Raw genomic sequence first — 18,884 nt, 5'->3', positions numbered from 1 at the left:
GCGGGGTGCCCGGGCTCCGGCCGCCAACCCTCGGGGTTCTGTGCCCTCCTCCCCGTGCCGGGGCCGCCGGGGCGGCCGGGGTGGTCCCAGCGGACGGGGCCGGCGCGGGTCGTACCCAGGGCCGAGGCCGGCCCGGTCCCGCCGAAGACCGGGCCGGCCACGGTCGTCTCCGCGTACGCCACTTCGTCGGCCACCCGAAAGCGTCGGGCATACGACTCTCCGCGCGCCCGCGCTGATGATCGCGGCTCGGGTGGGCTGGCATCGACGGTCTTATACTGTGCCTACCGGTCGTGGAACCCGTAAGCGGAGGCGGGCGTGCCACTTTTCTTCCTGAGCTACGCCCAAGAGGACAACCGCAACGGTCAGATCCAGAAGTTCTTCGGCGATCTCAGTGACGCGGTGGCCGGGCTGGCCGCCGTCCGCTGGGACGAGGCGGGCTTCATCGACGGGCAGATCCTGCTCGGCAGCACGTGGACGGACACGCTGTCCGATGCGTTGTCCACCAGCGCCTGTCTGATCGCGCTCACCTCGCCCCGGTACGTCGTCAGCGACTACTGCGGTCGGGAGTTCCGGGTCTTCGCCGACCGGATCGACGAGCACGAGCGGCTGTTCAAGGTCCGTCCACCCGCGATCGTGCCGGTCCAGTGGATCCCGTGCGACAAGCTGCCCGCGGCGGTCGCCGGCTACCAGTACCGCAACTTCCCGACCGGCACCGCGTACGCGCAGGACGGCCTGCTCACCCTCAAGCAGCGCAAACGGCACGAGGACGACTACGAGGACTTCGTCGACGCGCTCGCCAAGCACATCGTGCAGACCGCCCGGGACCACCAGCTCCAGCGGCCCGCGCAGCGCCCGGTGCTGTCCAAGGTGACGAGCGCCTTCGACCTGCCGCCACGGCCGCAGGCGCACCACGGCGCCGCCGTGACGACGGCGGTGCAGCGGGCCACCAGCGCACGGCACGTGCACATCGTCCTGGTCGCCGGCAGCTCCGCCGAGGTCGCCGGCAGTCGCCCCGGAGCCGAGGACCGGTACGGCGCGATCTCCCGGGACTGGCGTCCGTACCAGCCCGAGTTGGAGGTGCCCATCGGCAGCTGGGCCGGGGCCATCGCCACCACCAAGAGTTACGGCTGGACGGTGGAGGACGCCGAGGAGTTGGCGGCGGTGCGGGAGTGGGCGCTGGCGCACAACCAGATCGTCGTGCTGGTGGTCGACGTCTGGTCCGCCGACCTGCCGCGCTACCGGCAGAGCCTGATGCGTCACGACCGCGAGGTGACCGGGCCGCGTGCGCCGGTGCTGGTGCCGTGGACGGCGGCCGACGACGCCGCCGCCGGTGGCAACCGCAAGATGTGGGACACCCTGGCCCGGGTGCTCCCGTACCACGTGCTGCACAGCACCCGCGACGTGTGGCGCACCGAGATCGCGACCTGCGCGCGCTTCCAGGAGGAGTTGGAGGACGTGCTGGTCGTCGAACAGGGCCGGATCTACCGTACGGGCACCGTCTACCAGGAGCCGCCCACCGACGGCCCCGGTACCCGCCCGATCCTCGAAGGTCCCTAGGGGAGACACGTCATGGCGCTGAACGAGACGGCACGCGGCCAGATCGTGACCTTCTACTCGTACAAGGGTGGCACCGGCCGCACGATGGCGCTGGCCAACGTGGCCTGGATCCTCGCGAGTCAGGGCCTGCAGGTGCTGGTCGTCGACTGGGACCTGGAGTCTCCGGGTCTGCACCGCTACTTCCACCCGTTCCTGCGGGACAAGGAGCTGCGGGCCACCCCGGGCGTCATCGAGATGATCTGGGATTACTCGATCGCCACGATGCAGCGCAACCGGGACGAGGACTCCCAGGAACTCCTCACCGGCCACGCCAAGATCCAACGTCGTGCGGTCTCGCTGAACTGGGACTTCAGCCACGGCGGCGTGATCGACTTCGTGGCCGCCGGCCAGCAGGACTCGGCGTACTCCCGGTTGGTGAGCACCTTCGACTGGGCCAACTTCTACGAGCGCCAGGGCGGCGCGTCGTTCATCGACGCGGTCCGGGCGCAGATGCGCGCCGAGTACGACGTGGTGCTGATCGACAGCCGCACCGGCCTCAGTGACGTGGCCGGCATCTGCACCGTGCAACTGCCCGACCTGGTGGTCAACTGCTTCACCATGTCCACCCAGAGCATCCGGGGAGCGGCGGCGGTGGCCCGCTCGATCCGCAGCCAGCGCCCGGACGACCCGCCGCTGCTGCTGCCGGTGCCGATGCGCGTCGAGGACGCCGAGCTGCGCAAGCTGGAGACCGGGCGCGACCTGGTACGGACCGAGTTCGCCCCGTTCCTCGACCACCTCTCGGAGGCGGCGGCCGCCCGCTACTGGAACACCATCGAGGTGCCCTACCGCACCTTCTACGCCTACGAGGAGATCCTCGCCGCGTTCGGTGACCGGCCCGAGCAGGTCGGCACCCTGCTGGCCGCGTACGAGCAACTCGCCTCGGTGATCACCGACGGGCGCGTCACCCAGTTGCACCCGATCGGCGAGGCGGACCGACGCCGTTCGCTGACCGAATTCGAGCGCAGCCGGCTCACCGCCGAGCAGGCCGTGCTGCTCAGCTACGCCTCGGCAGACCGGCTCTGGGCCGAGTGGATCACCGACCAGTTGGAGGACGCCGGGCTGCGGGTGGATCGTCGCGCGCTGGACGTGCCGGTGCTCTCCGGCGGGCGGGCCGAGTTCGACCGGGCCGTCAGCGGCGCGAGCCGGGTGCTGGCCGTCCTCACCCGGCACTACGCCAGCACGCCCCTCGCCGGCGAGGTGTGGAAGAACGCCACCGGCCGGGACCAGCTCGGCGGCGCGGGCGTGCTGGTGCCGCTGCGCGTCGACGAGTCGCGGCTGACGATGCCGTACAGCGACCACAGCCCGGTGGACCTCACCGACGTCGACCCGTCCACCGCGCGAACCCGCCTACTGGATGCCGCCGGCGGGACGACCGCCATGGCCGGCGGTCGCGCGGTCGGCCGTTTCCCCGGCCCGTTCCCGGCGATCTCCAACGTCCGCCAGCACGGCACCCCGTTCGTCGGTCGCGCCGCCCAACTCGAAGCGCTACGCGACCGGCTCACCACCTCGCCGGACTCGGCCATCCAGGTCGTGCACGGCCTCGGCGGTGTGGGCAAGACCCAGCTCGCCGCCGAGTACGCGCTGCGCTTCGGCCGCGGGTACGACCTGGTCTGGTGGATCCCGGCGGACAGCGAGGACCGCATCCGCGGCGGCCTCGGCGACCTCGGGCAGGCGATGGGGCTGGGCACCGGCGGTGGCGCCGAGGCGGCCCGACGGGTGCTCGACGCGCTGCGCCGCGCCGGGCCCGACCAGCGCTGGCTGATCATCCTGGACAACGTCGACAAGCCCACCCACGCCACCCGCGCGCTACTGCCGCAGGGCCCCGGCCACGTCCTGCTCACGACCCGCGACCAGAGCTGGAGCGAGTACGCCACCGCGACCGAGCTGACCGTCTTCGACCGCGCCGAGAGCGTCCAACTGCTGCGGGACCGGGTTCGCGGACTCAGTGAGGCCGAGGCCACCCAGGTGGCCGAGAAGCTCGGCGACCTGCCGCTCGCGGTCGAGCAGGGCGCCGCGTACCTGCGGGCCAGCGCCATGCAGGTCGAGAAGTACCTGAACTCGCTGGACACGCCCGGCCTGCTGCGCATCCTCGACGGCCGGCAGTCCGCCGGCTACTCCAAGGCGCTCGCCGCCACCTGGCTGTTCACCCTCGGTCAGTTGCGCGAGGAGAAGCCGGCCGCCGCCCGGCTGCTGGAGCTGTGCTCGTTCTACGCGCCGGAGCCGATCCCGGTCGCCATGCTCACCGGTGACCGCTTCGCCAGCTTCATGGCGCCGATCGATCCGACGCTCACCGACCCGATCCTGCAGGGCCTGGTCACCGCCGAGCTGGGTCGCTACGGCCTGGCCCAGGTCGACGCCGAGAACAACACGGTACGGATCCACCGGCTGGTCCAGTTGGTCATCCAGGACCAGCTCAGCGATCCCGACGAGGCCCGCCGGCAGGCCCAACTGCTGCTCGCCGCCGCCAACCCCCGCGACCCCGACAAGCCGGTCAACTGGCCCGAGTACGCCGAGCTGTGGCCGCACGTACGCCCCAGCGGCCTGCACCTGTCCACCCTGGACGAGGCGCGTCAGCTCGTCGTGGACATCGTGCGCTACCTCTACCGGCGGGGCGACTACGACAGCAGCCGCACCCTCGCCGAGGATGCGCTGACCGGGTGGCGCGACACCGACGAGGACGACCCCACCCGGCTGCGCATGCGCTTTCACCTGGCGAACGTGCTGCGCGCGCAGAGCAACTTCGACGGGGCGTACGAGATCGACCGGGACGTCTACGAGCGGCAGCGGCGGATCTTCGGCGAGGATCACCTCTACACCCTGATGACGGCCCGCAGCGTCGGCGCGGACCTGCGCGCCCAGGGGCTCTACCACGAGGCCGAGGCGCAGGACCGGCGCACGCTGGAGTTGAGCGTGCGCAGCTTCGGCGACGACAGCGGCCGTACGCTGATCGCCGAGAACAACCTCGCCGTGTCGCTGCGGCTGGTCGGTGACTTCCGTAACGCGGCCGCGCTCGACCAGCACATCCACGAGCGACGGCGGGACCGTTTCGGCGAGGAGGACCCGTCCACCCTGGCCTCGGCCAGCAACTACGGGCGCGGCCTGCGCGACACCGGCGAGCTGTGGCGGTCGCACAGCGTCCTGCAACGCGCGTACACCAGCCAGCAGAAGGTGAACGGACCGGACCATCCGGAGACCCTGCGGACTGCCAAGGAGTTGGCGCTCACGCTGCGTCAGCTCGGCCGCTTCACCGACGCGCACCGGCTGATCGAGCGGACGGTGGTCCGCTACCAGCGCACCCTCGGCGCCGAGCACGCCGACACCCTCTCGGCCGAGATGGCCCTCGCCACGACCTGGTCGGCGGTGGGTGACAACCAGACCGCCCTACGGTTGGCACGCCGCCTGAGCATCAGCTACAACGCTGTGCTCGGCGACTCGCACGCCATCAGCCTGGCCTGCCTCAACAACCTCGGCGTGCTGCTGCGCAAGCAGGGCGACCACGCCCAGGCCCGGGAGCTGTCCCAGCGGGTCCGCGACCAGTTGCTGGCCAACCTCGGCGAGCGGCACCCGCACACCCTGCTGGCCACCCTCAACCTGGCCAACGACCTGTTCGCCCTCGGTGACCGGGAGAGCGCGTTGCTGCTGGACACCACCGCGTACGTGGAGCTGACCCGGGCGTTCGGCGCCGAGCACCCGGACACCCTCTCGGCGTCGGTCAACCTCGCGTTGAGCCGCCAGGGCACCGAGAGCGAGGCGGACGCCGGCCGGGCGCTCTACGACGAGGCGTTCGGGCAACTCGTGCAGCTCTTCGGCGGCGACAATCCCCGGGTGGTGCAGGCCCGCCAGCGGGAACGCTCCAACGCCTACATCGAACCGGCGCTGCTCTAGGTCCTGTTTCAAGGCGCGGTCGGTCAGGTGGCCGCCGCCAGCCACGCGGCGAGGGCGAGCGGGTCGGCGTCCACGAGGCTCTGGCTGAGCGCCCGCACCACCTCGGGCCGGCGGGTCAGCATCCGTGCCGCCGCCGGTTGCCCGGTGCGGTGGGCGGCCAGGGCGAGTCCCACCCAGGCGTCGACATCGCCGGAGTCGGCCGCGAGCCGTCGCCGGTACCCGGCCAACGCGTCCTCGCAGTTGCCCGCCGCGTACGCCTGGTCGCTCGGGCTCGACCGGTGCGGCCCGCCGCCGCCCAGGAGCCGGTGGCGGACGGCGGCCTCGGGGCCACTGGCCACGGTGAGAGCGGGCCGGGCCGGGGCCGGGACGACCGTCGACGGTGAGCCGTCGAGAGCCGGTGGCACGCCGTGTCGCCACGCGCGCGCCAGGCGGGCCACCCCGTCCGGGTCGGGCCGCAGGTTGGCCAGGCCCCAGCGCACCGCGCCGGCGTCCGCGACGTCCCGCGCGGCGGCCTCGACCGGGCCGTCGAGCGGGTCACGCCAGCCGTGCAACGTGCGGGCCATGTCGGTCACGAACGACCGGCCGACCGCGGTCAGCTCGGTCGCCCCGGCGAGCTGCCGGACCGCGCGGACGGTCTGCTCCCGCCAGTACGCGTACTCGAACGCGGCGGCGCTGCCCTCGTGCCGGCGCTGCCGCCACACCTCGGCCACCCCGAGGTGGGCGTACGCGCCCTGGAGCAGCGCGCCGACCGGGCGCGGGTCCAGCCGCCACGGCGCCCGGTAGCGCGCCGGCCCACCCTCGCTGTGCAGCGGGACGAGGTCGAGGAGCGCGCCGAGTTTCGTGTGCTGCGCCTCGTGCACGAGCAGCAACGCGAGGGTCTGCGCGTCGGCCGGCACGGAGAGCGCGATGGCCCCCAGCGCGTCCCTGCTGGTGGCGCTCACCGGGTTGCCCGAGGGCGGCGGACGCAGCGGCACGAGCGAGCGCAGCAGCCCGGCCAGCGCGTCGACGTGCGCCGGAAGGTGCTCGCGCAGCCACTGCCCGGCCCCGGCGGCGAGACGGTCCAGCCGGGCCGCCCCCGCGTCGTCCAGCCGTGGCGCGGACGGCCGGTGGTAGCAGTCGCGCCACGGGTCCTGGTCGTCGACGAGCACCCCGGCCGCGTCGAACGGCACGGTCCGGCGTGCCGGCTGCCACTCGATCCCGCCGTCGCCCGCGTCCAGCAGCCGACCGGCGCGGGCGTCGACGCACACTCCGCCGTCGTCCGCGCCGCCGTCGATCCGCAGCGTGCCGGTCGCGCCGCGCAGTCGGATCGCGCCATCGGCGTGCAGGCCCGTCGCCGCCCCGACGGTCGGCAGCGGCAGCACACCGTCGGCCGGGCGGGGCAGCGTCAGCGTGAACGTCAGGCCGGCGCGGACCGCCGCCGCCGTGGCGAGCGTCGCCAGATAGGTGGGGCCGGCCGCGCCGTCGAGCGCGGCGCGGGCCCAACCGGTCACCGGTGGATGGGCCAGCACCGCGGCGACCGTCGCCGGTTCGGCGTGCTCGGCCCGGGTGAGCAGCTCCAGACTCTGCCGCACCAGCGGCTGGTCGCGGCAGGCGCGGGCCGCGGCCACGGTCAGCAGCCGGCGGCGACCGAGCTGCCCGCCGCGCAACACGGCGATGGTGTCGGCGTCACCGTGGCCGGCGGCCAGCCCGGCGAGTTGTCTCGCCGTCAACGGGCCCGTCACGGGCGTACCGCCGGCACGCTCCGATCGCGCAGCGCCGCCAGGTCGGCGGTCACCCTCTCCTGCACGTGCCGGATCAGCCGGAACAGGTCGGCACAGTAGACCGAGGGGTGGGTGAAGCCGTCGCCGTCGCGGAACCGGTGCGCGTACAGGCCGCCGCCGCAGACGCCGACGACCGGGCAGGCCCGGCAGGCCGGGGCGAGCGCCGCGATCCCGGTGGGACGCCCCGCCAGCGACGGGTGCCGCAGCGCGTCGTCGAAGCTGTGCCGGAAGACGTCGAAGCCGGTCCGCATCGCCGCGGCGCTGGTGGTCTTGAGCGTGTCGGTGCCCTCGATGGTGCCGTCGGTCTCGATCGTCATGACATCCGGATCGGTGACGCCCAGCGCCTGCGTGCCGCTGCGACCGCCCAGCAGCAGCGCGATCAGCGACTCGAAGAGTCGGATGCCGGTCCGCCGGGGCCGCTCGGCGTACCAGCGGTCAAAGACGGCGATCAGCCAGTCCGCGTACGGGGTGGCGGGGTCGTCGGGGTGACGCCCGGGTGGGGGAGCGCTCCAGTTGCCGTGCGGGAGCAGCAGGTCCAGCCGGGGCGGGTCGAACTCCCGCAGGCCCTCGTAGACGGTGACCGGATCGTTGGCCAGGTCCACGGTGCACAGCAGACCGGCGTAGCGGGCGCGGTGTTCGGGTCGGGCCAGCAGGCGCAGCGCCCTGGCCACCTCGGCGTAGCTGCCGCGCCCATCGGCGTGACGGCGGTGACGGTCGTTGGCCGTACGGTCACCGTCCACGCTCACGCCGACGTCGATGCCGTGCGTGTGGCACAGGTCGAGCGCCGCCTCGTCGAGCAGCAGCCCGTTGGTCTGCATCGCGACATCGAGCGTGACCCCGGTGGGCAGCGCGGCCCGCAGCGTGCGGACCGTCCGGTCGAGCACGGCGAGACCGGCGAGCAGCGGCTCACCGCCGTGCAGCACCACCCGGACGCGGTCGGCGCCGTGCCGGGCCAGATGGGCGGCGAGCCGGTCGGCGACCCGGCTCACGGTCCCGGGGGCCATGATCCGGGGCCGGGACCGCCAGTCCTGGTCGGCGTGGCGGTAGACGTAGCAGTAGTCGCAGGCCAGGTTGCACCGCGAGTGGACCTTCAGCACCACCTGCCGGATGTGCGGCGTGGCCACGGCAGGGCGGTCTCGGGTGGCCGACGGCGGGGCGTCGGCCGGCACGGTCAGAAGCTCGACTCGAAGGCCGACACGTCGCCGGGCCGACCCGGCTCGCCCTCGGCGGCCAGCGCGCCCAGCACGTGCGCCAGGACGCCGTCACCGGCACCGGCCAACAGGTCCGCCAGGGGTACGTCGCCGAGCTGCACCAGCGCGGTGCCGACAGCGTGCGGGATGGGCGGCTGGTCGTGGTCAGCCACGGTGGACCGTCCTTCGCTCGAAGACCGGCACCTGAGTCACCGCTGCGCTCACTCCGCCTTTCTACACCATCGCAGCCGACCCGCGAGGGCGCGACACCGTACCCCGTACGCGCTGGCCACCGTGCCGTTACCTGGCGTACCGCCACGGCCCGTCGGCGTCGGCGGGCCGATACCGGGCCGATCGGCCTGTCGATGTGGGCGGTCGCCGTTCGTGTGGAAGATGAGGGGTCGACGTCACGTCGACCCACCGCTCGCGAGGAGGAACGATGGCGCTCTATCTGCTCAGCATGCACCAGCCCAACGGCGGGACACCGGAGCCGGAGTTCCTGGCCCAGGTCATGCGCGAGGTCGGTGAACTGCGGGACGAGCTCGTCGCGGACGGGTCGTGGGTGTTCGGTCAGGGCCTGCACGGGCCGGAGACCGCCACCGTGCTGCGTCCCCGCGACGGCGACGTTCTGGTCACCGACGGGCCGTTCGTGGAGGGCAAGGAGCACCTCGGCGGGGTCACCATCATCGACGTTCCGGACCTGGACGCGGCCCTGCGCTGGGGCCGCCGTTACGCGCTGGCCACCACCCTGCCGATCGAGGTCCGCCCCTTCCGGTCCGCCGCCGGAGGGTGACCGTGCCCGACGTGGAGGCGGTGTTCCGCGCCGAGTACGGCCGCGCGGTCGCCGTCCTGGTGCGCCTCCTCGGCGACATCGACCTCGCCGAGGAGGCCGTGCAGGACGCCTTCACGATCGCGCTGCGGCGGTGGCCGACCAGCGGCCCACCAGCCAGCCCGGCCGGTTGGGTCATCACCACCGCCCGTAACCAGGCCATCGACCGGTTGCGTCGGGAGGCGACCCGCGCCGACCGGCACGCCCAGGCGGCCCTGCTGTACGCCCCCGACCCACCCGCCGAGGAGGGGCCCGTGCGCGACGACCAGCTCCGTCTGATCTTCACCTGCTGTCATCCGGCGCTCGCGCCGGCCACCCGGGTCGCGCTCACCCTGCGTCTGCTCGGTGGCCTGCGGACCGCCGAGATCGCCCGCGCGTTCCTGGTGCCGGAGGCGACCATGGCGCAGCGGTTGGTCCGCGCCAAGTCGAAGATCCGCCACGCGCGCATCCCGTACCGGGTGCCGAGCGACGCCGACCTGCCCGACCGGCTGCACGGCGTCCTCGCGGTGCTGTACCTGATCTTCAACGAGGGTTACACGGCCAGCGCCGGCCCGCACCTGGTCCGCGCCGACCTGTGCGCCGAGGCGATCCGGCTGGCCCGGCTGCTCGTCGAGCTGATGCCGGACGAGCCGGAGGCGCTGGGATTGCTCGCGCTGATGCTGCTCACCGAATCCCGCCGAGTCGCCCGCACCACCGTCGGCGGTGACCTCGTGCCGCTGCCCGAGCAGGACCGGAGCCGGTGGGACGCCGCGTTCGTCGCCGAGGGGCAGGCGCTGGTGCGCCGCTGCCTGCGCCGCGGCCGGCCGGGGCCGTACCAGATCCAGGCCGCGATCGCCGCCGTGCACAGCGTCGCGCCCCGCGCCGCCGACACCGACTGGGGACAGATCCTCACGCTGTACGACCAGCTCACGGTCGTCGCCCCGGGCCCGGTGGTGGCGCTGAACCGGGCCGTCGCGCTCGCCGAGGTTGCCGGCGCGGCCGTGGCGCTGAACGAGGTGGACCGGCTCGACCTGCCCGGATACCACGTGCGGCACGTGGTCCGCGCCGACCTGCTGGCCCGGCTCGGCCGCGACGCCGAGGCTGTCGAGGCGTACCGGACGGCCGTGGCGTTGACGGACAACGCGGCCGAACGGGCCTTCCTCACCGCGCGGGCGGCGGCGCTGGCCGCGGGCTGACCGCGCGTTTGCCGACCGCCCGCGCCGGGAAACCGAGCCGCCCGTCGGCCCGGCTGCCCGCCCGTGGCCGCAGCAGTGGATGGAGGCGGAGATGGCGTACCGACCGGCGACCGTCGACGCCGTTGCCGACCTCGGCACCCTCACCCTCGGCGTCGAGGAGGAGTTCCTGCTGCTCGACCCGGCCAGCGGCGGCAACCTGGCGGTCGCCGACGAGGTGCGGGCCGCCCTGCGCGGCCCGGCCCGCGACCAGAGCCGCCAGGAGTTCCGGCACAGCATGGTCGAGATGGTCACCCCGGTCTGCGCCGACCTCGACGAACTCCGTACCCACCTGGTGGCGCTGCGGCGATCGGCCGTCGAGGCCGCCGCCCGGGCCGGGGCCCGGCTCGTCGCCGTCGGAGCGACGCCGGTGGCCGAGCCGCACCGGACGGTGCCCGACGAGCCGCGCTACCACGCCATGTCGCGCCGGTACGGGCCGGTGGCACACGATCCGGCCGTCTGCGGGTGTCACGTGCACGTCGGGCTGCCGGACCGGGAACTGGCCGTGCAGGTCTGCAACCACCTGCGGGTGTGGCTGCCGGTGGTGCAGGCCCTCACCACCAACTCGCCGCTGCACGACGGGTACGACACCGGCCACGCCAGTTGGCGGTCGATGCAGTTGGAACGCTGGCCCAGCATCGGCCCCACCCCGTACTTCGAGTCGGTCACCGACTACGACCGCACGGTCGACGAGCTGATCGCCGCCGGCGTCATGCTGGACGCCGCGATGGTGTACTGGTACGCCCGGCCGTCGTCGGCGTACCCGACCGTCGAGGTGCGCGTCGGCGACGTCTGCCCGACGGTGGACGACGCGGTGCTGGTCGCCGCCCTGGTCCGCAGCCTGGTCGCGACGCTCGCCGACGACGTACGCGCCGGTGTGCCCGCCCCGGGAGTGCGCGACTGCCTCGTCGCCGCGGCGCACTGGCGGGCCGCCCACGACGGCCTCGACGGCGAGCTGATCGACCTGCGGGCCGGCGGCGCCCGCCCGGCCTGGGACCTGGTCGACGACCTGATGGCGACGATCGCCCCGGCGCTGCTGCGGCACGGCGACCTCGGCTACGTCCTGGCCCAACTGGCCCGGCTGCGCCGCGACGGCACCGGCGCGACCCGACAGCGCCGGGTGCTCGACGACACCGGCGACCTGCGTGCCGTCATCGACGACCTCGCCGCCCAGACCGCCGCCGCCTGACGGACCGGGCCGCTCCCGTTTCCGCGCTGCAGGAGTCGGCGGTGGCTCAGGTGATGCCGTGGGTCTGCAGCCACAGCTCCAGCAGGCCGAGCTGCCACAGCTTGTTGCTGCCGGCGGCCGCCTCGGCCCGGTCCGGCTCGGCGAGCAGACGCGAGACGTACTCGGGGCGGAAGAGGCCTCGCTCGCGCGCCGCCGGGGCCTGCAACGCCTCCGCGACCAGTTCGCGCACCGGTCCGTCCACGTTGCGCAGCGCCGGCACCGGAAAGTAACCCTTCGGCCGGTCGATCACCTCGGCCGGCAGCACCTCCCGGGCCACCTCCTTGAGCACACCCTTGCCGCCCTGCGCCACCTTGTGCTCCGGCGGGCAGTGCGCGGCGAGGGCCACCAGGTCCTGGTCGAGGAACGGCGTGCGCACCTCCAACCCCCACGCCATGCTCATGCTGTCCACCCGCTTGACCGGGTCGTCGGGCAGCATCAGGTGGGTGTCCAGGCGCAGCACCGCGTCCAGCGCGGTCTGCGCCCCGGGCGCGTCGAGATGCCCGGCGAGCAGGTCCCGGCTGGCGTCGTGGTCCAGCGCGTACGCCGGGCCGACGACGGCACGCAGCCCATCGTGGTCCCGGTCGAAGAACGCCGCCGCGAACGTCTCGGCGGCACCGTGCCGAGGTGCGTCGACCAGCGGCTGGTGGTAGCCGTAGCCGGCGAACACCTCGTCCGCGCCCTGCCCGGACTGGGCCACCTTCACGTGCTTCGCCACCTGTTCCGACAGCAGGTGGAAGGCGACCACGTCGTGGCTGCCCATCGGCTCGGTCATGGCCCGCACGGCGTTGCGGACGGCGGGCGCCAGGTCGTCGTCGGCGAGCCGGATCCGCTGGTGGTCGGTGTCGTACGCGCGGGCCACCAGGTCGGAGTAGTGGAACTCGTCGCCGGACTCGTCGCCCCGACTGTCGAAGCCGATGCTGAACGTGCGCAGGTGCGCCTGACCGGCCTCGGCGAGCAGCGCCACGATGAGGCTGGAGTCCAGACCGCCGGAGAGCAGCACACCGACCGGGACGTCGGCCACGAGCCGGCGGCGTACCGCCGTGCGCAGCGCGTCCCCGACGGCGGCCCGCCAGTCGGCGGCGTCCATCCGCGCGTCGGCGGGTTCCCGCACGTAGTCGGGTTGCCAGTACACCTGCTCCCGGCTGCGCCCGTCGGCCTCGACGATCCGCAGGGTGGCCGGTGGCAGCTTGCGGACGCCGCGCAGCACGGTCCGCGGCGCGGGCACGATGGAGTGCCAGGACAGGTAGTGGTGCAGCGCCACCGGATCGATGCCGGTGTCGACGTCCCCGGCGCGCAGTAGCGCGGGCAGGGTGGAGGCGAACCGGAGCCGTCCGGGACTCTCGGCGAGGTAGAGCGGTTTGATGCCGAGCCGGTCGCGGGCCAGCACGAGGCGTCGCCGGACCCGGTCGACCAGGCCGATCGCGAACATGCCGACCAGGTGGTCGACGAAACGTTCGCCCCAGTGCGCGTACGCCACCAGGATCACCTCGGTGTCGCTGGTGGATCTGAAGGCGTACCCGGCGTTCTGTAGCTCCTCGCGCAGCTCCGGGTAGTTGTAGACGCAGCCGTTGAAGACCAGCGCCAGGCCCAGATCGTCGCGCGCCATCGGCTGGGCGCCGGCGTCGGACAGGTCGATGATGGTCAACCGGCGGTGCCCGAGGGTCACCCAGTCGTCGGTCAGCAGGCCCTCGGCGTCCGGTCCGCGGGAGCGCATCGCCTCGGTCATCCGGGTGACCGCCGCCGCGTCGGGCGGTCGGCCGTCGAAGCGTGCCTCTCCGCTGATCCCGCACATCGGGCGTCTCCTGTCGCGCTTCCCGGCGCGGTGGCGGCCGGTCCCGCCGCAGCGACGAACGGGGCGGCTGGCTACCCGCACACAAGCCAGGTAAACCAGAGCCCTGATGTAAGGAAGGGCCCCTTCTTATACACCAGGCGTTAATAAGGTGCCCTTCCTTACATCAGGTGCGCAGGGTGCGCAGGATGCGGGCCAGCTCGGCCCGGTCGGTGTCGGGGAGGTGGCCGAAGAAGCGGTCCGCCTCGGCGCGGCGGGCGGCCCGGATGGCGGCGCTGACCCGGGTGCCCTCGGCGGTCGGCGCGACCAGGGTGGCCCGCCGGTCGGCCGGGTCGGGTCGCCGCTCGACGAGCCCTCGGGCCTGGAGGTCGTCGACGACCTCGGTGGCCGAGCGGGGCGCGATGCGCAGGTGCTCGGCGAGGGTGCCGGGGCGTACCTCGCCGTGCCGGCCGAGCACGCCCAGCGCCCGGGCCTGGCTGGGGGTGACGTCCCACGGGGCCAGTGACTCGCGGGTCTGCCGACGCAGGCGGGACGCGACCGCCCAGAACGTCTCGGCCAGGCTCTCGTCGCCGCTGTCGGTGGTGTCCTCGGTCACCGGAATACGGTAGCAGCCGATGCTGTTGTTCCCTCATGTTGAGGTAACCTCAGCATATCCTTCCGGAAGGAGTTCCCCTTGGAACCCACCCCGATGGGCCGCGACCGCGGCCACCGCACCGTCAGCGCCGAGGAGAAGGAGCAGGCACGCCAGGTGTCCCTGCGCCGCATCGGCCGCCTCTTCACCCCCCACCGACCCGCGCTGGCCGTCGTCACCGCGATCATCGTGCTCTCCTCGATCGTCGCGATGGCGAGCCCGTTCCTGCTCCGTACCGTGATCGACCGGGCCCTCCCGCAGGGTGACGTGACCCTGCTGGTCTGGCTGGTCCTCGGCATGGTCGCCGTCGCCGCCGTGACCGCCGCGCTCGGCGTCGTCCAGACCTGGATCTCCACCCAGGTCGGGCAGCGGGTCATGCACCGGCTGCGCACCGACGTGTTCCGTCACCTCCAGCGGCAGTCGCTGGGCTTCTTCACCCGCACCCGCACCGGCGAGGTGCAGTCGCGTATCACCAACGACATCGGCGGCATGCAGTCGGTGGTCACGTCCACCGCCACCGCCGTCGCGGCCAACCTCACCACCGTGGTCGCCACCGCCGTCGCGATGGTCGCGCTCTCCTGGCAGCTCTCCCTGGTCTCGCTCGTGGTGCTGCCACCGGCCATCTGGCTGACCCGTCGGGTCGCCCGGATGCGCCGCGAGATCACCGCCCAGCGCCAACGCGAACTCGCCGACCTCAACGTCACGGTGGAGGAGGGGCTGTCCATCAGCGGGGTGCAGCTCGCCAAGACCCTCGGCACCGGCCCCGCGCTGGTCGACCGGTTCACCGCCTCCTCGGAGCGGCTCGTCGACCTGGAGCTGCGCAGCGAGCTGGCCGGACGCTGGCGGATGGCCTCGATGAGCATCATCTTCGCCGCCGTACCGGCCGTCATCTACCTCGCCGCTGGCCTGCCCGGCGCCGCCGGGACACTGAGCATCGGCACCCTGGTCGCCTTCACCGCCCTGCAGGGCGGCCTGTTCCGGCCGCTGATGGGCCTGCTCAACGTGGGCGTGTCGCTGACCGCGTCGCTGGCCCTGTTCGCCCGCATCTTCGAATACCTCGACCTGCCGGTCGACGTGGACGACCCCGCCGAACCGGTCCGCCTCGACCCGGCCCGGGTCCAGGGTCACCTGCGCCTGGAAGACGTCACCTTCGGCTACCCGGGCAGCGACACCGCCGCCCTCGCCGGCATCACCCTCGACGTGCCCGCCGGCACCAGCCTCGCCCTCGTCGGCGAGACCGGATCCGGCAAGAGCACCCTCGCGGGCCTGGTCAGCCGCCTGCACGACCCGACCGCCGGCCGCGTCACCATCGACGGCGTCGACCTGCGCGACCTGCGCCTGGCCGACCTGGCCGCGATCGTCGGCGTGGTCAGCCAGGAGACGTACCTGCTGCACACCACCGTCCGGGAGAACCTGCGCTACGCCCGGCCGGACGCCACCGACGCCGAGATCGAGGCCGCCGCCCGCGCCGCCCAGATCCACGACCTCATCGTCGCGCTCCCCGACGGGTACGACACCGAGGTCGGCTCCCGTGGGCACCGGTTCTCCGGCGGTGAGAAGCAACGGCTCGCCATCGCCCGTACGCTGCTGCGCGACCCGCGCATCCTGGTCCTCGACGAGGCCACCAGCGCCCTGGACACCGAGACCGAACGCGCCGTGCAGAGGGCGTTCGACGTGCTCGCCCAGGGTCGTACCACCATCACCATCGCCCACCGCCTCTCCACCGTCCGCGACGCCGACCAGATCGCCGTCCTCGACCACGGCCGCATCGTCGAGGCCGGCACCCACGGCAGCCTGTTGGACCGCAACGGCCGCTACGCCGCGCTGGCGGCCTGAACGTCGCGCGCTCGGCCCGTCCTTCGCCCACCGTCGCCGGGAGGGCGAGGCCGTCGCCGTACGCCGGGAAACCCTCACCATCCTGGCGACTCGCCGGAGCTGACGCGGGGGTGCAGGACTGGCCAATATCAACTGTCGAGGATCAGCTGCGCGTTCACGCGATCGGCGAGTTCCCAGAGAGGGCCATGCGTCACGATGCCCTCGCCTCGTCCTTGCTTCGTGGGTGAGGCGCGGTAGAGCGTTCGGACCGTGTCGCCAAATCCGACCACGACCCACCAGGTCCCGTCGGGATAGCGGCGTCGCCAGGTTGTCGACACGAACTTCCCGGTGTCTGTCCGTGCTTCCACGAGAATGAGCTCCCATGCCTCCGGATCGAACTTCTCCAGATCGGCTAGGGGAGCGTCGTGCCCATCGACCCGCTGACGCAGATGCGCCCCGTGCAGCCGAAGCGGTCGAACTCCGGTGAGCACCTGATGGACACGGGCGAACAGGGGACTCGGGCCGGAATCCACGTGAAAGCGAGCTACTGAGACGCCCACTGCTCCCCACCTGCCACTCAGTTCCTGCCCCGCATCTCGACGGGCGTCAGCCTAGATCATCAGTCCCGGACGCGTCGGCGGCGCTCGGAGTCGGACCGTGCCTGATCTGGACCATCGGGTCGGGGCTGGCGCGGGTTGCCCGGTGCTGACAACCTCGGCGTCGTGGGTACATTCGTGACGCAGCTTCCGGCACTTCTCGGTGTGCTGGTCGGCACCCTGGGCACGATCCTCGCCACTACCCTGACCGATCGCGCACGGTGGCGGCGCAGCCAAAGCACCCGCTGGGACGAGCGGCGGCTCGATGCGTACGTCGACTACGCGCACGCCCTCAAGGAGAGTTACGCGGTGGCGCTGCGGATGACGGCTGACCTGCGGCCGGAGTCGCATAGCCACCCGATCGACCGGGAGGGCGGTCTGGCCCGGCTGGCCGAGTCCGACGCGCGAAGGACCATCGTCTGGGAGAACCTGTTGCTGCTCGGCGACGAGCCGACGGTCGCCGCCGCCGCCAACTGGCGCGATGCGGTCTGGCAGGTGGAACGGCTCGCCCGATCCATCGTCGATCCATCGTCTGACATCTCCGAGATGCTGGCCCGGGTCAACGAGGCCCGCGATGACTACTACCGGGCGGCTCGACGGAGCCTCGGTGTCCGCGGTGGGTCGGTGGAGCAGTCGGCGGCGCTGCGGCAGGCGCTGCTCAGCCGGCCAGCGGGTACGGCTGCCGCGCTCTCAGTGCCCGTGCACGATGTTCCTGAGGACAGTGGCCGTCGCGACGCGCCCGCTGGTGACCGTTCAGATGGTGGTCTTTAGATCCACTTTGACGCACGCTGTTCGATGTGAAGGCGTTCGTGGGTGTGACCGACGAGAGGTGGTACCGCTATCTGGCCGAGCGGCCCGCGCTGAACGAGGTCAACTTCTGGCGGCCCTCCGGTGGCACCTTCCGCGCTCTCACGCCCGGTGAGCCCTTCTTGTTCAAGGCACACTCTCCGCTGAACCGGGTGGTGGGCGGCGGCTTCTTCAGCGGCTTCACCCAGCTGCGGATCTCCGAGGCCTGGGACCTTTTCGGCGAAGCCAACGGCGCCTCGAGTATCGACGAGATGCGCCGCAGTGTCGGGCGTTACCGCAAGCAGGCGATCGGTGCCGGGGAGGACCCGATCATCGGCTGTATCTTCGTCCGCGACGTGACCTTCTTCCCCGACGAGTCGACCGCTGATCCACCGCCACGATTCGCGCCGAACGTCGTGCAGGGCAAGACCTACAACCTGGCCGACGCTGATGCTGCGGCGTACTTCGATCTGCTGATCCATCGTCTGATCGGGACGACGGCGGCGGTCGACCTGAGTGGTCCGTGGCACCGCCCCGGTCCCGTCTACGGCGATCCGCGGCTGGTGCCCCAACGGCTCGGGCAACAGTCGTTCAAGGCGGTGGTCCTGGGGGCCTACGGCCGGCGTTGTGCGATCACCGGCAACAGAGTCCAGCCCGTGTTGCAGGCTGCGCACATCCGTCCGCTCCCGCTCGGCGGCGAGCATCGGCTGGACAATGGCCTATTGCTCAAGTCCGACGTGCACATCCTCTTCGACCGTGGCTACCTCGGTGTCGATCCGAAGCATCGCCTACTGGTCAGTCCCCGGCTTCGCAGCGAGTTCGGCAACGGCGACCAGTTCTATGCGAAGGCTGGTGAACAGATCGCGTTGCCGGAACGACGCAGCGATCGGCCACGCGCTGACTTCCTCGAATGGCATCTCGACACCGTCTACAGGGCGGCTTGATCCGGTCTTGCCTGCGCTGAGCGCCCTCCGGTCTCATGCGATGACTCGGCCGCTGTCAGGCCGATGAGTTGAACGAAGATCTCCCGTTTGGCGGTCGCGACGCCTCGGCGGTCGATGACGTAGCCGATCAACCAGGCCCAGCCCTGGTAGGTCGGCCGGGTGCAGACTGAGACGACGCGGAAGGTCAGGGCGCGTTCCCCGGCGAACTGCATCGAGGCTCGCCCGTCGATGACGAGCAGGTCGCCGGGGGAGGGGCGCGAGGTCACCAGTCGCGGACGTCGGGGTGCTGCTCGTGCGGCGGCCGGCACTCCCGAGCATGCATGGTCTGCCAGTCGCGCAGTGCCCGTCCGAGCCGGGTGTTCTCCTGACTGAGCAGCCGTACCGTCTCGTTCAGCGTGCTCAGCTCGTCGGCCACGCGGGCCTGGAACTCGCGTACCTCATCGGGGTCGACGCCGGGCCGGCGGGCGGCGAACTCGCGGGTCCGCACCTCGTACGGCGTCAGCCGGGCGGGGTAGCCGGCCGGCAGGGGTTGGCTTCCTCGATACACCTGAGCCACGGCGCTGGACGCCTGGTGGCCGCCGACCTTCACGCCGTCGCCGGTGGCCCGGTCGTGGTTGGCGGCAT

General features: G+C 72.5%; 17 protein-coding genes. 8 read left to right on the top strand and 9 right to left on the bottom strand.

All coding sequences use genetic code 11. The annotated features are described in order from the left end of the window. The coding region (locus AB0J36_RS08065; protein ID WP_363660310.1) for a hypothetical protein at positions 1-194 on the bottom strand (194 nt) is incomplete at its 3' end. A gap of 121 nt (positions 195-315) precedes the next feature. Between AB0J36_RS08065 and AB0J36_RS08060 the strand changes: the two genes are divergently transcribed. Both AB0J36_RS08060 and fxsT read left to right on the top strand, forming a co-directional pair. After that, a complete protein-coding gene (locus AB0J36_RS08060) occupies positions 316-1,557 on the top strand; it encodes a TIR-like protein FxsC (protein WP_357169774.1) in 1,242 nt (413 codons plus the stop codon). A gap of 12 nt (positions 1,558-1,569) precedes the next feature. Next, on the top strand, positions 1,570-5,481 hold the full coding sequence (gene fxsT, locus AB0J36_RS08055) for an FxSxx-COOH system tetratricopeptide repeat protein (RefSeq protein WP_357169777.1): 3,912 nt from the start codon (positions 1,570-1,572) through the stop codon (positions 5,479-5,481). Positions 5,482-5,504: 23 nt separating this feature from the next. Here the strand turns inward: fxsT and AB0J36_RS08050 are convergent, their stop codons facing one another. Genes AB0J36_RS08050 through fxsA form a run of 3 tightly spaced genes read right to left on the bottom strand, consistent with a single transcriptional unit; the run spans position 5,505 to position 8,604 of the window. After that, a complete protein-coding gene (locus AB0J36_RS08050) occupies positions 5,505-7,202 on the bottom strand; it encodes an HEXXH motif-containing putative peptide modification protein (protein ID WP_357398443.1) in 1,698 nt (565 codons plus the stop codon). Further along, a complete protein-coding gene (locus AB0J36_RS08045; RefSeq protein WP_357118111.1) occupies positions 7,199-8,410 on the bottom strand; it encodes an FxsB family cyclophane-forming radical SAM/SPASM peptide maturase in 1,212 nt (403 codons plus the stop codon). The genes AB0J36_RS08050 and AB0J36_RS08045 overlap by 4 nt, the downstream gene beginning before the upstream one ends. A gap of 2 nt (positions 8,411-8,412) precedes the next feature. Continuing rightward, entirely contained in the window at positions 8,413-8,604 is a 192-nt protein-coding gene (fxsA, locus tag AB0J36_RS08040) for an FxSxx-COOH cyclophane-containing RiPP peptide (protein ID WP_357118114.1), read from the bottom strand. 266 nt (positions 8,605-8,870) lie between these two features. Here fxsA and AB0J36_RS08035 point away from each other — a divergent pair, with 266 nt between their 5' ends. The 3 genes from AB0J36_RS08035 to AB0J36_RS08025 all read left to right on the top strand — a co-directional run bounded on the left by AB0J36_RS08035 (position 8,871) and on the right by AB0J36_RS08025 (position 11,660). Continuing rightward, positions 8,871-9,224: a YciI family protein gene (locus AB0J36_RS08035; protein WP_357118117.1), complete on the top strand. Its 354-nt coding sequence runs from the start codon at positions 8,871-8,873 to the stop codon at positions 9,222-9,224. 2 nt (positions 9,225-9,226) lie between these two features. After that, a complete protein-coding gene (locus tag AB0J36_RS08030; RefSeq protein WP_357398438.1) occupies positions 9,227-10,435 on the top strand; it encodes a sigma-70 family RNA polymerase sigma factor in 1,209 nt (402 codons plus the stop codon). Between the two features lie 91 nt (positions 10,436-10,526). Next, positions 10,527-11,660, top strand: coding sequence for a glutamate--cysteine ligase (locus AB0J36_RS08025; protein ID WP_357169786.1), 1,134 nt, complete (start codon positions 10,527-10,529; stop codon positions 11,658-11,660). A gap of 46 nt (positions 11,661-11,706) precedes the next feature. Here the strand turns inward: AB0J36_RS08025 and AB0J36_RS08020 are convergent, their stop codons facing one another. Together AB0J36_RS08020 and AB0J36_RS08015 are read right to left on the bottom strand one after the other, a co-directional pair. Continuing rightward, on the bottom strand, positions 11,707-13,491 hold the full coding sequence (locus AB0J36_RS08020; RefSeq protein WP_357398436.1) for an N-acetylglutaminylglutamine amidotransferase: 1,785 nt from the start codon (positions 13,489-13,491) through the stop codon (positions 11,707-11,709). 163 nt (positions 13,492-13,654) lie between these two features. After that, entirely contained in the window at positions 13,655-14,083 is a 429-nt protein-coding gene (locus AB0J36_RS08015; protein WP_357118129.1) for a MarR family winged helix-turn-helix transcriptional regulator, read from the bottom strand. 93 nt (positions 14,084-14,176) lie between these two features. Here AB0J36_RS08015 and AB0J36_RS08010 point away from each other — a divergent pair, with 93 nt between their 5' ends. Beyond that, positions 14,177-15,955, top strand: a complete 1,779-nt coding sequence (locus AB0J36_RS08010) for an ABC transporter ATP-binding protein (protein WP_357398454.1) — start codon at positions 14,177-14,179, stop codon at positions 15,953-15,955. A gap of 128 nt (positions 15,956-16,083) precedes the next feature. On the opposite strand, the gene AB0J36_RS08005 is transcribed toward AB0J36_RS08010, so the two are convergent. Next, positions 16,084-16,494 carry a hypothetical protein gene (locus AB0J36_RS08005; RefSeq protein ID WP_357118132.1) on the bottom strand — a complete coding sequence of 137 codons (411 nt, stop codon included), beginning with the start codon at positions 16,492-16,494 and terminating at the stop codon, positions 16,084-16,086. Positions 16,495-16,656: 162 nt separating this feature from the next. On the opposite strand from AB0J36_RS08005, the gene AB0J36_RS08000 reads away from it, so the two are divergent. Together AB0J36_RS08000 and AB0J36_RS07995 are read left to right on the top strand one after the other, a co-directional pair. Continuing rightward, positions 16,657-17,301: a hypothetical protein gene (locus AB0J36_RS08000; protein ID WP_357118135.1), complete on the top strand. Its 645-nt coding sequence runs from the start codon at positions 16,657-16,659 to the stop codon at positions 17,299-17,301. A gap of 26 nt (positions 17,302-17,327) precedes the next feature. Continuing rightward, positions 17,328-18,260, top strand: coding sequence for an HNH endonuclease (locus tag AB0J36_RS07995; RefSeq protein WP_357118138.1), 933 nt, complete (start codon positions 17,328-17,330; stop codon positions 18,258-18,260). Here the strand turns inward: AB0J36_RS07995 and AB0J36_RS07990 are convergent. Continuing rightward, positions 18,245-18,472, bottom strand: a complete 228-nt coding sequence (locus AB0J36_RS07990; RefSeq protein WP_357119414.1) for a hypothetical protein — start codon at positions 18,470-18,472, stop codon at positions 18,245-18,247. The two genes, AB0J36_RS07995 and AB0J36_RS07990, sit on opposite strands and share 16 nt — an antisense overlap. Before the next feature lie 50 nt (positions 18,473-18,522). After that, the coding region (locus tag AB0J36_RS07985) for a hypothetical protein (RefSeq protein ID WP_363660309.1) at positions 18,523-18,884 on the bottom strand (362 nt) is incomplete at its 5' end.

Source organism: Micromonospora sp. NPDC049662, assembly GCF_040675055.1.
GTDB lineage: Bacteria > Actinomycetota > Actinomycetes > Mycobacteriales > Micromonosporaceae > Micromonospora.
The sequence above is the reverse complement of the archived record's forward strand: the minus strand, read 5'-3'. Positions and strand labels throughout refer to the sequence as shown.

Bases quoted from the DNA above. Each gene is read 5' to 3' on its own strand.
- fxsT (WP_357169777.1), top strand. From the start codon at position 1,570: ATGGCGCTGAACGAGACGGCACGCGGCCAGATCGTGACCTTCTACTCG.
- AB0J36_RS08035 (WP_357118117.1), top strand. From the start codon at position 8,871: ATGGCGCTCTATCTGCTCAGCATGCACCAGCCCAACGGCGGGACACCG.
- AB0J36_RS08025 (WP_357169786.1), top strand. From the start codon at position 10,527: ATGGCGTACCGACCGGCGACCGTCGACGCCGTTGCCGACCTCGGCACC.
- AB0J36_RS08020 (WP_357398436.1), bottom strand. From the start codon at position 13,491: ATGTGCGGGATCAGCGGAGAGGCACGCTTCGACGGCCGACCGCCCGAC.
- AB0J36_RS08010 (WP_357398454.1), top strand. From the start codon at position 14,177: ATGGGCCGCGACCGCGGCCACCGCACCGTCAGCGCCGAGGAGAAGGAG.
- AB0J36_RS07990 (WP_357119414.1), bottom strand. From the start codon at position 18,472: ATGCAGTTCGCCGGGGAACGCGCCCTGACCTTCCGCGTCGTCTCAGTC.